Origin of the sequence: Pedobacter aquatilis (genome assembly GCF_032678405.1) — a bacterium.
Lineage (GTDB): Bacteria > Bacteroidota > Bacteroidia > Sphingobacteriales > Sphingobacteriaceae > Pedobacter > Pedobacter aquatilis_A.
The window spans coordinates 359,517-373,990 of sequence record NZ_JAVTSJ010000004.1; the positions used below are offsets into that span (position 1 = coordinate 359,517).

General features: G+C 43.9%; 17 protein-coding genes. 4 read left to right on the plus strand and 13 right to left on the minus strand.

The window, feature by feature from the left end; translation table 11 throughout:
• Window positions 1-237: 237 nt before the first annotated feature.
• On the minus strand, window positions 238-513 hold the full coding sequence (locus tag R2R71_RS13055; RefSeq protein ID WP_316831714.1) for a hypothetical protein: 276 nt from the start codon (window positions 511-513) through the stop codon (window positions 238-240).
• A 168-nt stretch (window positions 514-681) separates the two neighbouring features.
• On the opposite strand from R2R71_RS13055, the gene R2R71_RS13060 reads away from it, so the two are divergent.
• The gene (locus R2R71_RS13060; RefSeq protein WP_316831715.1) at window positions 682-1,029 is read left to right on the plus strand and encodes a hypothetical protein; all 348 of its coding nucleotides are present in this window, start codon (window positions 682-684) and stop codon (window positions 1,027-1,029) included.
• Between the two features lies 1 nt (window position 1,030).
• Here R2R71_RS13060 and R2R71_RS13065 read toward each other — a convergent pair whose 3' ends face one another.
• The 9 genes from R2R71_RS13065 to R2R71_RS13105 form a co-directional block, all read right to left on the minus strand.
• A complete protein-coding gene (locus tag R2R71_RS13065; protein ID WP_316831716.1) occupies window positions 1,031-1,228 on the minus strand; it encodes a hypothetical protein in 198 nt (65 codons plus the stop codon).
• Between the two features lie 261 nt (window positions 1,229-1,489).
• Entirely contained in the window at window positions 1,490-1,759 is a 270-nt protein-coding gene (locus R2R71_RS13070) for a hypothetical protein (protein ID WP_316831717.1), read from the minus strand.
• 129 nt (window positions 1,760-1,888) lie between these two features.
• A complete protein-coding gene (locus R2R71_RS13075) occupies window positions 1,889-2,395 on the minus strand; it encodes a sigma-70 family RNA polymerase sigma factor (protein ID WP_316831718.1) in 507 nt (168 codons plus the stop codon).
• Between the two features lie 148 nt (window positions 2,396-2,543).
• Window positions 2,544-2,768 (minus strand): hypothetical protein, encoded by a 225-nt coding sequence (locus R2R71_RS13080; protein WP_316831719.1) that lies wholly within the window; start codon window positions 2,766-2,768, stop codon window positions 2,544-2,546.
• A 60-nt stretch (window positions 2,769-2,828) separates the two neighbouring features.
• Entirely contained in the window at window positions 2,829-3,422 is a 594-nt protein-coding gene (locus R2R71_RS13085) for a ferritin-like domain-containing protein (protein ID WP_316831720.1), read from the minus strand.
• A gap of 148 nt (window positions 3,423-3,570) precedes the next feature.
• The gene (locus R2R71_RS13090; protein WP_316831721.1) at window positions 3,571-3,846 is read right to left on the minus strand and encodes a hypothetical protein; all 276 of its coding nucleotides are present in this window, start codon (window positions 3,844-3,846) and stop codon (window positions 3,571-3,573) included.
• Between the two features lie 62 nt (window positions 3,847-3,908).
• Window positions 3,909-4,349, minus strand: a complete 441-nt coding sequence (locus R2R71_RS13095; protein ID WP_316831722.1) for a hypothetical protein — start codon at window positions 4,347-4,349, stop codon at window positions 3,909-3,911.
• 13 nt (window positions 4,350-4,362) lie between these two features.
• Entirely contained in the window at window positions 4,363-4,509 is a 147-nt protein-coding gene (locus tag R2R71_RS13100) for a hypothetical protein (RefSeq protein WP_316831723.1), read from the minus strand.
• A gap of 194 nt (window positions 4,510-4,703) precedes the next feature.
• Window positions 4,704-5,063 carry a response regulator transcription factor gene (locus tag R2R71_RS13105; protein WP_316831724.1) on the minus strand — a complete coding sequence of 120 codons (360 nt, stop codon included), beginning with the start codon at window positions 5,061-5,063 and terminating at the stop codon, window positions 4,704-4,706.
• Between the two features lie 138 nt (window positions 5,064-5,201).
• On the opposite strand from R2R71_RS13105, the gene R2R71_RS13110 reads away from it, so the two are divergent.
• Both R2R71_RS13110 and R2R71_RS13115 read left to right on the plus strand, forming a co-directional pair.
• Entirely contained in the window at window positions 5,202-5,804 is a 603-nt protein-coding gene (locus tag R2R71_RS13110) for a hypothetical protein (RefSeq protein WP_316831725.1), read from the plus strand.
• A 96-nt stretch (window positions 5,805-5,900) separates the two neighbouring features.
• Complete coding sequence (locus R2R71_RS13115) at window positions 5,901-6,665, plus strand: alpha/beta hydrolase (protein WP_316831726.1); 765 nt, start codon at window positions 5,901-5,903, stop codon at window positions 6,663-6,665.
• A 33-nt stretch (window positions 6,666-6,698) separates the two neighbouring features.
• Here the strand turns inward: R2R71_RS13115 and treY are convergent, their stop codons facing one another.
• The 3 genes from treY to R2R71_RS13130 are packed head-to-tail and all read right to left on the minus strand — an operon-like array spanning window position 6,699 to window position 13,505.
• Window positions 6,699-10,748, minus strand: coding sequence for a malto-oligosyltrehalose synthase (treY, locus tag R2R71_RS13120; protein WP_316831727.1), 4,050 nt, complete (start codon window positions 10,746-10,748; stop codon window positions 6,699-6,701).
• A gap of 3 nt (window positions 10,749-10,751) precedes the next feature.
• A complete protein-coding gene (gene treZ / locus R2R71_RS13125; RefSeq protein WP_316831728.1) occupies window positions 10,752-12,605 on the minus strand; it encodes a malto-oligosyltrehalose trehalohydrolase in 1,854 nt (617 codons plus the stop codon).
• Between the two features lie 48 nt (window positions 12,606-12,653).
• Complete coding sequence (locus R2R71_RS13130) at window positions 12,654-13,505, minus strand: SDR family oxidoreductase (RefSeq protein ID WP_316831729.1); 852 nt, start codon at window positions 13,503-13,505, stop codon at window positions 12,654-12,656.
• A 239-nt stretch (window positions 13,506-13,744) separates the two neighbouring features.
• Between R2R71_RS13130 and R2R71_RS13135 the strand changes: the two genes are divergently transcribed.
• Window positions 13,745-14,470, plus strand: a complete 726-nt coding sequence (locus R2R71_RS13135; RefSeq protein ID WP_316831730.1) for a DUF421 domain-containing protein — start codon at window positions 13,745-13,747, stop codon at window positions 14,468-14,470.
• Window positions 14,471-14,474: the final 4 nt, after the last annotated feature.

Below are 14,474 nucleotides of genomic sequence, written 5' to 3' on the forward strand. Positions count from 1 at the left end.
GTATGCAATCCATTCAGCTAAAGTGTAATTTGTGTTATTAGCAAAATATCACCTTAGTTGTTTATAGATAATGCCGATGAAGAAAAATGAAACGTTTAAAAAAAGCCACCGCAAAACGATGGCTTAACCAAATATATAATCAAAGGTTTTACCAGGACCTATTCGCATTAAGCTCAGCTGTTTTTTGTTTTCAAAAACCAGAAATCAGCCTTTGTAACCAAATCCAGCAGCTAAATACTAAGAAGCCTGCTGTGCAGCGGCAAGTGCACCCACATAAATAAAACTGGCAAAGGCATTGCCATTAACCGTTTTTACAATTCCGGTGAAGCTATCTGGGTAATCACCAACCGATTCCCAAGTGTGCTTTGCTGCCTTTGCATAAAGTAATAAATCTGTGTCATCCTGAACCAGGAAAACCATGGTATTATCGCCATGTACGGGACTACGAAAACTATCAATGAACTGGCTACGGTAATAGTTAGGGGGTATCTGTGTTGAATCTAAATTGTACATGTTTATGGTATTAATTTGATAAGAGTAACATCCATGGCATGGGAAATGTTTAGGTTTTAACAACAACCTGTAGCGCTGGTTTTGTAATCGAGAAAATTGGCTTAAAATAAAACCATTCAGCATTCTGAAAGGTTATTTTCAAAGAAATTAATCAGATCACTAAAGCTTATGGAAAACATTTTACTCTCCGTCCAATATTACCAGCTCAAAGAAAAAGCACTATTGCAACGCCACTACATTGACTACACCAGGGCCGAACACGAAAAAGTATTAAAGGAGGATGAAAGCCCAACCGGTAAAGCGCATCTTGAGGCCTACAAAAAAGAGACAGTTAATGCTGAAGAGGATTTCAAAGAAACCTTATCATTGCTGCAACCAGTATTCGAAAAACTGTATACGCACCTGGAAAAACTCAATGCTTCGAGAGAAAATCCTTATCAGGTGCTTACCAAAGACTTAAGCCTGCAATTTTATATCGATAGCAATAAAAATATTCATTATTTGAAAATGAAATGAACTAGGCATGCTGGTAGCGTTTGAGGTTGATCGCTACCTGCTGCTTATTGCGGTACTCAGTCTCAAAGGTAACAGTTTCCCCTTTGGCAGGAATTTTCGTCGAATCTGCCGCATAGAAGCGGATATGTTCATTGTGATTATCTATAAGAATGCCTACACCTGCAGCCTTATTGAATGAAAGAATTATCCCGATTTTCATTTTTAGTTAAATATGTATTTATAGTAAGACAGGTATTCGGGATTTTTGTTTTGTATGAATTCACAACCTGAAGCGATGAGCGGTTGCATACGATCGCCCCGCTGGGATAAGCGCTGAAAAATCAAATCGCTAACAGCTCGCCTAATTCCTTATTAGGGAGCTAAGGTGTAATTGGAGGTATCTACTTGTGAATAAAACCACATAGTCCCCGCTTCTGTCAGCGCAAACCTATGTGGTCTAGAAATTTTCAGGTGGAAAGAATTAGATATCGTTGACCTCAGGCTGTAAATCCCGGGCTTCATCGCTGTCATCATTCGAAGGATTGCTATCATCATTGCCTGGTATTTCCTCATTTAACCGGGTGCCCTCTCCATCGGCAAACTCAGTTTCCTCCTTGGTATATCCGCGTTCCTCTTCGCTAGGTTCCTGAGCTTCAGATTGTGTATGCCCTTGCTGATGTGATCTACCTATCTGAAATTGCTCAGGATTGCTGATTTCTTGATTCTGATTATTTTCTTGTTTATTTTCCATAGTATTATTTTTTATAGGTATAGATAAAACACGTGATTTCAGTCAAAGGTTTGCTAGAATAACCTCAATTTGCGTTGAGGATTGATCACTGGATACAATTTCAAGCAACAAATCACTTGCTGATAATTGCTATTTCCGGTAAACCTTAAGGTATTTTTTCAGTTGCCTGCGCGCTTCAAAAATATGGGTTTTCACTGTACCCAGGGGGATATTGAGTTCTGCTGCAATTTCTTCGTACTTGTAGCCTTCCACATACCTGGTGAAAGGAACGCGGTAAAGCTCGGAGAGGGTGGAAAGCGCTTTATTAATATCGCTTAAGGCGAAGTTACTCGCAGCCTTGTTTGCTGTAGCGCTCAAAACCAGTTGTTCACTTGAAATTTCATCTTCTACCGTCATTAGGTCTTGCTTTCTTTTTGCCTTATGGTAGTTGTTGACGAAGGTGTTACGCATAATCACGAACAGCCAGCTTTTAAGATTGGTCTCACTATCGAAGCGATGACTAAACCTCAGGGCTTTTACAAGTGTATCCTGCAAAAGATCTTTGGCATCATCTTCATCCCTTGTAAATTTAAGTGCGTGGATATAAAGCTTATCTGCTGCTTTATTGGCCACAATTGCAAATTCATGCGCTTCCATAGTCAATAGCTTTTTTATAAGTCTGTGGTTAAATACAATCAGGGCATTCAAAATGTGTTGAGCTAACTGACTGTTTTTAAAAATGCCGTATTTTCAAATTAATCTGGGTATTTATACCCTTCCTAAATAAGGTGGCTTATCTAAATGATTACAGCAAGCCAGTCAGCCCATTTTTTGGAACTAGGAATACCAGCGGCTCGATCCATCCTGGAATATTGCGCCAATTGTGCCTGCCCGGCAAGGCAAGTATTTTAGCTCCAATGCTGGAATGATTACGGTATGTAGACCTTCTGTTTTTAAACACCTGTTTGTCTGCACCAAGCACCCGTAAACTAAGCGGTGCTGGTGTCTCGCTGCATTTCAATAACGCCATCGTTTTATTGTTAATTTATCGGGTAATGAGAAAAGGCTCCCATTTTTGGAAGCCTTTCTTTTATTCACTTGCAGCTTCGGCATTGATGGTGCCTTCCGCGATTTCAGTAAGCGCAACATCGGTCGCTTTCTCATTTTCTAAGGTTTGAGCTAACAGATCTGCAATGTCAGCTCTATCCATGTTCTGGGCAAATACCCTTAAAGTTCCGTAGGTAGCAATCTCGTAGTGTTCTACTTTTTGCGCTGCCAGTATTAACCCTGCATCGCGGATCATCGTGCCTTTTTCAGTATCAGCAACAATGCTGTCTGCCTCTTCAAGCAACCCTGCCATTGCATCGCACTTCTTGGCAGCAGCTTTCTCATCAAGTAAATCGAAAATCTGCTCCAGGGTGCTAATGTGCTGCTGAGTCTCTGCGGTGTGTTTATCGAAAGCGGCAGCAAGCTCCGGACTGGTTGCAGCTTTTTTTAATTTCGGTAATGCTTTAACCAAGTGCTTTTCTGCCCAATAGATATCTTTAAGCTCATCTAAGAAAAACTCGTGAAATTCATTATTTTCCAGTTTTGCTTTTTTTGAAGCACTTGAGGATTTAGCTTCTTTCGTACTTTTAGCGGTTGTTGTTTTAGCTGCTTTCGCAGCAGTCTTAGTTGTAGCCATATGTATGTTCTTTTAAGGTGTATTAAAACAACCCTGACTTGGCTGCAAAGGTTTTGGTAATAAATACCTTTTTTTTGGAATAAATACTAAGCCGGGTGAATAAACCTTCAGGGACAGAATACTGTTTTTCCTAAAGCCCCTTATCAACCTATTCCACTTCACCCTGAGCCAACCCATCCAATGGCCAGCCTGAATGATATTCAAAGTTTGCTTCCCGCGTTCCGTCTTCACTTTTGACAAGCCCGGTAAAATCATGGGCGATGAGCTTTTCTGCTTCTAGGAGTTCTTTAGCAAGCAGGGCATATTCTGCTACATTAAGGCCATTGCGTATGATATAACTCCGTTCGCCACGCTCGCTAAGCTGCTCCTGGATCAAGGCCTGATCGAAAAGCGCCCTTTTTTGCGTTATCGTTTTTGTTTCCATTTCTTGAGGTAGGTAATTATTATTTTTAAAAAGCATTCAAGTAAGCCTGCAGGGTTATGGAATTATTTTTTGCGCATGGCTGCGAGTGCTAAACCCGTAACCAGCGCCCCGCTAAGGTAATAGGCAATGGTCAGGCCACTGGTTTTCAAGTTTTTGTTGACCGGCTTCTGATCAAGTCCCAATGGCTCAGGCAGCCTGACTGCACCTATCCCGGCACTCAGACCTAATGCAATTGCCCTCGGCCATAAATATTTTTTGCCTCCCAGTCCAATCATGCTATAGTAAAGGGCGTTTGAGATGAGATCAGCTGCCAGTGTCGCCCGGTATTGGTTAGCTTCGCTCTCAATTTGAAAACCAAGTTTACCGGTGAGCTTATTTAAAGCTTCCTTGCCAACAAGGTCCACCCGAGGCATATCAGTTTGAAGATGCTTAAGGCTTTCATGAAGAACATTTAAACTCAGCGCACCAGCCAGACCAGAAAGTATATTGATTACGTGTTTCATCTTTAGCGGTAAATTAATTTTTTACGTCCGCAGGTGCATTACTTATAGAATCCACAGTGGTGTCACTGGGAACCTTATCGTTTACTTTGGTAGAATCCGCATAAGTATTTGTACTGTCCGCATTCGCCTGGTCCGCTTTCTTACCTGTGCACGCACTCATGAGTCCCAGCATTAGTACTAAGTAAAGGATTGACTTTTTCATAAGATTTTTATTTAAAATAGAAATGATGTTTATCTGCTCATCAGAAATGCGTCGCTATCTAGCGGTATTCAAGCTGCTTTGCATCCCTGTTTTTTTAAGAACATTTCCCATAGAAAATGGTTTGCTAAAATTCAGCTCAATAATAAGTTAAGCTACGGAAGTAGTCGCTTAATTCGTTTTAATAAATCTTCAAGCGCATAAGGCTTGGCAATAAAATCATCAGCCCTGCTTCTGAGTTTCATCTTCTGGATCTCGCTGTTCGCAGTAAGTAGTACAACCGGTATGGATCTGGTATCGCGGTTGAGCTTCAGATTTTCGCAAATGCTCACACCATTTCCATCGGGCAACATGACATCGATCAAAAAAAGATCTGGTTTGTTTAAGCTTATCGCCTGCTGGAAGGCTAAGCTGCTTAAAAATCCTTGCACCTGAAAGCCAGAAAGGGCTAAAAGATCAGTTAAACTCTCGAGTATATCTGCGGAGTCTTCAAGGATATAAATTGTGTTTTTCATATGTATTTAAGCTATGTCGGGCTATACAACAACACTACTGTAAAATTGTTCATTCCCTAACTGTTTACTGTTCTTTCCTAAATTGTTTAAAAAAGCAAACTTTTATTGCGCAAAAAGATTGTATGAGAAAAAAGTATTATGGATAGGCATGCGATTATTCCTTCACAGCAGGTTGGACAGCAAACTGATGCAGAAGAAAAAAAGGTATTTCCCGACTCAGAAGCAGCAAAAAAATATTACGGGCAAGCTAGGCTAAGGTTTGTTAATATAAATGAATGGCATAAAATTTCGCTGGTGGAAGCCAGCAGGTTCACGTTATTTGATTCAACCGGAAAGGCAAAAAAGGGGGCGGTTGCGCTGGGAGATTATATGCGCATTGATATACCCGGTCCAGGGAGCGATGATGGACATGGTTTTGATTGGGTGCATATCGAACATCTCGAAGAAGAAGAGGATGAATCCTCAGATGAAGAAATCCTTTTTTTCGCTGCCCGTCCCTCAGCACCAGCTGGCGAAATGGGAATAGTGGCCCACTTTTTTACCAGTCAGGCGAGTTCCACCTTTATTCTGCATCGCAAGGCAAATATTGTATTTGCCGCCGTCCATGGGCGAAACGAAGTGCCAAACCTGGTTGCCGGAAGTTTGCTGGACAAAACCAGAAACCTCCTAATTAACGCCGGCAGTCTGGCAGGGGCATCCTTCACCCAGTGGCACATTCTGCTAAAGGGAATTCTCGATTGAGTTTTAAAATTAACTAAAGTATCACTGAGCGGAATGTATTGGTTATTATCAAAACTTAAGTCTTGAAGGAGATGTTGTGTTTAAAAACGTTATACCATGAAAGACATCATTTTTATACACGGAATGTTCCAGAACCCCAAGAGTTGGGGGAAATGGGCCGATTTCTTTTCTGCCAAAGGATTTAACTGCATTATTCCGGCATGGCCAATGCACGAGGGAGAACCTTCGGCACTTAGACAAAATCCACCAGCAGGGCTGGGTGACCTTCACCTGGATGATATCATTACTGAGATAGAAACCCTTGTACTCAAACACGATAAACCCATTGTTATCGGTCATTCCGTTGGGGGACTGATCGTACAGCTGCTGATCAACCGAGATGTAGCCAGCGCGGGTATCGCCATCGATTCAGTAGCCCCTAACGCCATGCTCGATTTTGATTGGGGTTTTTTTAAAAATTCTGCCCTGATAGCTAACCCCTTCAAAGGCAATGAACCCTTTTACATGGATGAAAAAGCTTTCCATGGCTCCTTTGCCAATACCTTAAGCGAAGAAGCCTCCAATGAAGCATACAGGGAGTTCGCCACCCATGACAGCCGGAATGTCCTGCGGGATTGTATGGGAGCGGCCGGTGAGCTGGATGTAGAAATCACGCATCCTCCACTACTGCTTATTGCCGGTGAAAAAGATGAAATCATCCCCAATACGCTGACTAAGAAAAACTTTGAAGCTTACACTGATGCTTCCAGCATCACCGCCTTTAAAGAATTCTCTAATCGAAGCCATTACATCTGTGGCGAGCCAGGCTGGGAAGAAGTAGCTGAATATAGCTATCAATGGCTGCAAAGCCTTCCACAATAAACTAAAGGCTGCGGGTGAAAAGCCCGCAGCTCATTAAACTCTTCGGAAAATTTCGGTAAGGCTTGCCAATTGATCCGCCAACTCATCAGCTAAGGCAAGGCCAGACATCCGCCATCTCCAATTCCCTTGAGCGCTGCCCGGTATGTTCATCCTCGAATTTTCATCCAGCGACAACAAATCCTGCATTGGTATTATCGCCAGTTTTGCGACAGAACAATAAGCTAAGCGAACCATCAGCTCATTGATATTTGACTCGGTAACCCGGAGGCCAAAATACAAGTCCAGCCGTTTTCGTATTTCCTCAGTTGTTTCTTGCCTAAACCATCCTTTCAGGGTATTGTTATCATGGGTACCTGAATAAACTATGCAATTCGCATCCTCAAAATTATGGATTGCATGTGGCGAAGAGGAGAGCTGCTCGCTAAAACCAAATTGCAGCACTCGCATCCCTGGTAAGCCGAATTGTGCCATCAGTCTTTCCACAGCATCAGCTCTTTCTCCAAGATCTTCTGCAATAAAAGGCATAGTGGGAAAATGCTGGTTTACCAGATCAAAAAAAGGCGAACCGGGACCTTCTACCCATTCACCCTCGCTGGCATCCTCCGCGCCCGCAGTTATCTGCCAGTAAGCGGCAAAAGCCCGGAAATGATCCAAGCGGAGCAGGTCATATTGCATCAGATTCTGCTTAAGCCGACTCATCCACCATTTAAATCCCTCTGCCTTAATATTTGCCCAGTTGAATATCGGCATTCCCCAAAGCTGACCCGAAGCATTGAAATAATCCGGAGGAACCCCTGCGACAAACAGTTTATCGTGTTTGTCATCCAGTAAAAAATTATCCGGATTCGACCAGACTTCCACCGAATCCTCATCAATGTAAAAAGGCAGGTCACCTATAAGCTGTACCCTCTTATCGTTAGCGTATGCTTTGAGCCTATTATATTGTCGAAAGAAAATAAACTGCAGCCATTTAATTTCGCTGATTTCGGTTTTGTTTCTCTTCTCAAAACCCAACAGGGCTTTTGCTTTGCGAAATTTATATTCTTCTGGCCATTGGTACCACTCCCGGCCATTATGATGCTTTTTAATAGCAGCATATAAAGCATAGTCATCCAGCCAGAAGGCCTGCTTGTCGCAGAAGGCCTCGAAGGCAGCTTCCAGGTATTCGGGCTTGGAGACAAAAGATTTGAAAGCACGGTGTAGAAAGTGGCATTTCATTTCCTCACAAGCCTCAAAATCTACCATTTCAGAGGCGGGCAACTTTGCCTTGATGAGGTCGCTCTGGTCGATAAAGCCATCCTCAGCCAAATCATCCAGGCTAATCAGCAGCGTATTACCAGCCATAGCTGAACTTGATGAGTAGGGGGAATGCCCGTTGGCAGATTTGGTTGGGTTTAAGGGTAAAAGTTGCCAGTACCTTTGCCTAGCCTGTTGCAGGAAGTTCACAAAAGCCCTCGCGGAAGGTCCAAGATCACCAATGCCATAATCAGCAGGCAGCGAGCTGATGTGAAGCAGGATACCCGCTGAGCGTTCTGTTTTTTGCTTTTGAAGCTCAACAAGTGCAAAAGGAAGTTCGCTAAATAGCTCTTTAAGCATAATACCTTTATTGAGTATATCCTTGTGCCCATCTTTTTTATTCAACAAATCCAAATAAGCCAGCGGAGCCTCAGCAGGCAATAAAATCTGGGTGTCCTCCCAGTCAAAGTTTTCCATGGCTTCAGCATTTCCGCCAATCAGTTTAGCCATGCCTAGGGGCGCAGCGATAAGCAGCCACTGCTCTTTTAACCTTCTGGCGAAGGCGATTACGTGCGCTGCATATTTCCCGCTGACCTTCAGGGGAATGTATGCTCCTTCAGCGAAGAGCGCACGCTGATCGTTCCTTAATGCAAGTAAGCACTTGCTAAGCGCAAGTTTGACAAGACCTGAATCGCGCTCTTTCCAAAGCTTTTGTAAAGGTTGTGCCGAGTCAATAAGCATTAACATTTCTTTCCTGCGTGCATAATCCACTGCACGGCGGTTATCCGGGTCCACCAGTGAGAGCTCCCATAGCTCGGTTCCCTGGTAGCAGTCGGGCACACCAGGGCAGCTAAATTTCAAAAGCAGCTGCACTAAGCTGTTGATTACCGCAAAGTCTTTAAGATCAGCAAAAAGCTGCCAGAGGCTTTTGCCAAGGGGATGCCGCTCTTTTAAGATCGCAGCACTAAAAGAAATCAGTAAAGCTTCATAGGCTTCGTCCGGCGCTGCCCAATCAGAGCGTTTTTTAGCTTCCCTTAGCGCCTTGCGTATAAATTCCTCCAAACGCAATCCGAAATCTTCAGCGCCTGGGCCAGCGAAAGGCATCGCCCCGAAAATGGTCTGCAGGAGTAAATAAATATCATTTAGATGCAAGGCTTTGAATCTGGGTGCCTTTTTCACCATTACCTCCAGTTCAGCAGTAATTTGTTCCATCAAAGACGACCAGCGTTCCGGTAGGTCAGAAAGCACATTGAGCCTGGCGCGAAAGTCTTCCCCTCGTTTGGTATCATGAGTGGCGCTCGCATTCATTGCATGCGGCCAATAATGTTGACGGGCTATCATTTGCTCATGAAAGTCCCGTGTAGTGCTGCCAAAAGCATCTGGCGCATCACCCACTTCATTGTGCGCGGTAAAGCGGTTAAAGGTAAACATCATCGTATCCTCAATACCCTTTGCCATCAGCGGACCGGAAAACTGCATCAGCCGTTGGTAGAATTGGCTCAGGTTTTTGAGGTACGTGCGATCCGCCTTAAGGGGGATTTCAAGGAATAGTTGCTTTAAAAATAATGCCCTTTGCGCTTTACTTTTTTTGCTTCTAACTGCTGTGATGACACCTTCCACATCATCAAGCGCTTTTCCTGTGAGCGGGAAAGTATATGCATAAAAGCGATAAACCGGCATATGGACCAAAAAGTCTTCAATGCTATCCTTGATCAGTTGCCCATCAAAACCATTAGGCACTTCGAGTGAAAGCCGGCTGAACAATTTACTTAGGTTTTCCAGTTCGCCCTGCATGTGCCCAGACAACATTGCAGCCTTTTTTTCAAGCATCGTTTCAGGGACGTCCTGCTTTTTGCCGGTAAAACGCTGATAAATTTTTTCAAAATCCTGCTCTGCTTTCCTGTTGGTCAAAAGGTTATTTACCTGCGAGAGAAAGTCATAGCCCGTCGTCCCTTGAATAGGCCAGTTTTCCGGTAGCGCTTCGCCACTCTCAAGGATTTTCTCAACGACGATGTAGGTTTCTTTACCTACTGCTTTTCTGAGCTGCGTTAGGTAAGCTTCCACATCGTATAAGCCATCTACATGATCTATTCTAAGGCCATCAAAAATCCCCTTTGATAATAAGTCCAGCAGATAGCTATGGTAATGGGTAAAAACTTTTTTGTATTGGATATTCAGACAAATCAGGCTGTTGACCGTGAAGAACCTTCGGTAATTGATCCTCGAATCTGTCTCCCGCCAGTGGCACAGCCGGTAAAATTGCTCGTCCAGCAGCGCAAGTAACCTGTCGGTTGAACTATTGATATCTTTCAGCTTTTGACCCTTTAGTTTTCCAATACTTTGCGAATTTACCGGCCAGTTTTCGCCAGCGGCACTGATCAGGTATTCACCCTTGCTTTTTTTCAGCCGCACCGCACCACCCCTAACGGCCTGATCCAGCTCCTCACCAAGAAAGGGCACCATCAGCCGCCCATCCCAATTTTCAAAATCAATATCAAAGTATTCAGCAAACTTGCTTTTTCTGCCCTTAGTGAGTACATCCATTAACCATTTATTACTGGGGTGAAAGGCCATATGGTTTGGAACGATATCCTGTATCCAGCGAATGCCCGCCTTTTTTAACCTGGCAGAAATTTTCAGCAACTGTTTTTCTGTCCCGATTTCAGGATTAATTTTCAATGGATCGGTTACATCATATCCATGCGTGCTCCCGGGAGCTGCATTAAAGATAGGGGAAGCATAAAGCGTATCCACACCGAGTGCGCAGAGGTAGGGGATAATTTTTTCCAGGTGCGTAAAGTTAAAGTCCTTGTGGAATTGTATACGATAAGTAGCAGCAGGTATCATAAATTATTTTAAAAAGATTAGCAAAGATTCAGGGCTGAGTTTCAGCGGCCTGCTTGATTCAAAAGGCGAATAAAGAGAGCCACCATATTCCGCGGATGAAGAATTTAAGGCCATTTCCCATCCGCTTAAGGATACGCCAGGATCAATGGATTGCACATGCTTTGAGAAATTGAATAGACAAAGCGCTTCCTGCGTTTCCACCTTCCGCCTTAAAATTAGCACCTGTTGCGCAGTTAAAGTCTTCGCATAGGAATCTTTTCTTACTGTTCCAAGTGCAGCCTGCTGCTTTTTCAAAGCTATAAGTTTCTGATAATAGCAGAAAATTTGCTTCCCTTTCGCTGATTGTATTTTAGACCAGTCAAGTTTGCAGCGCAAAAAAGTCTCGACAGCTGCAGGATCAGGCACTTCGCCCGCCTCCTGAAATTCGGCAAACTCTGCGCGGCGTCCTTTCCTGACCGCTTCAATCAATCCTTCGTCCTGGTGGTTAATGAAGAACTGAAAAGGGTTTTCCGCTGCCCATTCTTCGCCCATAAATAGCATCGGTAAAAAAGGCGCACAGAAAACGGCCCCTGCCATGACCTTAAGCATCTCAAAGCTCACCAGCATACTACTGCGTTCCCCCAGCATGCGGTTGCCCACCTGATCGTGATTTTGCGAGAAAACAACGAAGGACTTTCCTTCATTCATTGCTGGAATTCCAAATCTTTTCTTGCGATGGGGGGAATACTGCCCAGTAAAGACATAAGCATCATTAAAAGACTTCGCCAGGTCCTCAATACCCTTGAAATCTGCATAATAACCGTGCTTTTGCTGTCCGCAGGTCACACGCAAGGCATGATGGAATTCATCCACCCACTGCCCATCCATTCCATAACCACTTTCCTTCAGCGGATTAATATATTTATTGTCATTCAGGTCCAGCTCGGCCAACAGATAATAATTCCGTCCGGTGAGGTTTTCAAGCTGGCTGACTTTGGTTTTTAGTTCTGATAAAATATGCCGGGCACTAAAGTCTTTAATGGCATGCACCGCATCCAGGCGCAATGCATCGACATGAAAATCACGTAGCCACATGAGCGCATTTTCCAGGAAGTATTCCCTCACGCCGTCACTCCAGGCATCATCAAAATTGATTGCTTTTCCCCATGGCGTTTGGTATTTGTCAGTGAAATAGGGACCGAAATCACCAATATCGTTTCCTTCAGGTCCGAAGTGATTATATACAACATCTAGGATGACAGCTAACCCTTTCCGATGACAGGCATCTACCAGTTTCATCAGCGCCAAAGGCCCACCATAGTTATTTTGCACCGCAAAAGGGAATACCCCATCATAACCCCAGTTTCGCTCTCCGGGAAATTGTCCGACCGGCATCAGCTCAATCGCAGTAACACCAAGTGCTACCAGGTGGTCCAGGTTTTGGATAATACCCTCAAAATCACCAGCAGGGCTAAAAGTCCCGGTGTGGAGTTCATAGATGATAAAATCACTCAACTTTATTCCTTTCCAACCTTCGTCATTCCATTGGTAGCTGCTTAGGTCAAAGGCAGTTGTTGGGCCATTAATGCCTTGCCGCTGAAAAAGTGATGCAGGGTCTGCATAATTTTTCTGACCGCCTGATGGGTTATCCTCACCATGCTGTGGTGATAAGACTATAGCGTATTCATCACCTGGAACAATAGTAGTGCCCGTCCAGAACCAGTAGCCAAAATCCTGCCCGCTGAGGTTAAGGCGCAAATTATTTTTTTTTAAGATTACACTTACCCCTGAAGCCATCGGTGCCCAGATCCATAATACCGCCTCTCCTGAATTATTGAAATTGAGCCCAATCTTTCGTTTATCTATCGTTAACTGCATGTATATTTTTTCTGCTGGGAGAACAAGAAATGAGCGCCCAAAGTTTTATTAACCGTTCACCACCTCACCACCATTGACGTGGATTACCTGTCCGGTAATGAAAGATGCATCCTCACTGGCCAGGAATACGTAGGCAGGTGCAACTTCGGAGGGTTCTCCCGCACGTTCCATTGCCGTCTCCGAACCAAAGGACTTAATCTTTTGCTCATCAAATGTTGACACAATTAGCGGCGTCCACACAGGTCCCGGTGCCACTGCATTTACACGAATGCCCGTCTTGGCAAGATTAGTCGCCAGGGAGCGGGTAAAAGAAGTAATAGCGCCTTTGGTAGAGGAATAATCGATCAGGTTAGGAGAGGAACGATACGCAGTTACAGAGGTGGTGTTGATAATGCAGTCACCGGACTGTAAATGGGGCAATGCTTCATTTACGAAGTAGAAGTAAGCGAAGATATTGGTCCTGAAAGTTTCCTCCATTTGCATATTGTCGATTTGCTTAGGATCTTTTTGAGGGATCTGCATGCCGGCGTTGTTTACCAAGATATTAAGCTTTCCGAATTTTGCCAGTGTTTTCTCGATAGCTTTTTTACAGAAAGCAGTTTTTTTAACATCCCCCTTGATGAGCAGACAGAAACGATCTTCGGCTTCGACAAGCCTTCTGGTTTCCTGGGCATCCACATCTTCGTTTAGGTAAACAATGGCTACATGTGCACCCTCACGTGCATAATGTACGGCCACCGCGCGGCCAATTCCGCTATCCCCACCAGTAATGAGTGCTACCTTTCCAGCGAGTTTTCCTGATCCTTGATAAGATTTTCTCATCACCTGAGGTGAAGGATTCATATTAGCTTCTATCCCTGGGCTTTGGTTTTGTTTCGCTGGTGTGTTTGTTTTCGCCATGGTTAAGTTTTGTTTTATGCATTTAAGGAATGCCTGCTGACTAAAGTGGCACTCTTTTCTATCTCAACTCCCTTATCCAGGAAATAGTTTTGATTTTTTACCCCTAAGCCAAACTCATTCATCCCAGCAGGCATCGCTGATGCACTAAGTCCTTAACAGATAATAAATTTTAAAAACTTTGCCAGCTAAATAATGTTCCCAGAACAACAGCAATATTTATTCAATACTCAGGATCAACAATGGACGCTTTTAAAACCTTCGACTTCCAGCGCATATTTTTTGGTGATCTGCCATACCTTTTTCTTTTAGAAATAATTTTTCGCACCGCAGTGATGTATACCTATACTATTCTATTGTTACGTTTGCTGGGTAAAAGAAGTATGGGGCAGCTATCTACCTTAGAACTGGCCATCATCATTTGCTTTGGTTCGGCAGTGGGAGATCCGATGATGGGGAAAGATATTCCGATTATCCATGGCATGGTCGTTATCACCACTGTGGCTTTGCTACAACTGGGAGCCGAATGGATAATCAACCGCCATAAAAAACTCGAGCATTTTATGGAGGGGCGGCCAGACTGCCTGGTTGCCGATGGAGAGATTATCAACAAATCACTCAACAAAAACAGCCTCAGCCAGGAAGACCTTTTTCGGTTCCTGCGCAATAAAGATGTTGAACACCTCGGACAGGTAAAACGCGCTTTCTTTGAGACCTCTGGATTAGTCTCAGTTTGGTGCTTCCCTAAAGCAGAGGTCCTGCCCGGCCTGGGAATACAGCCTGTAGAATATATTCAAAACAAGTACATTTTTAAGCTTGGTGATAAGACCAAATTTCCGCATCATTTCAGCTGCAGGAACTGTGGAAACACCATTTTTTTAGACAGTGGACAGGAATTTAGGTGCTGCACGCGCTGCGGGAAGCAAGATTGGGTCAAATCCACGGCGGGCACCCACAATACCTTATAGCTGT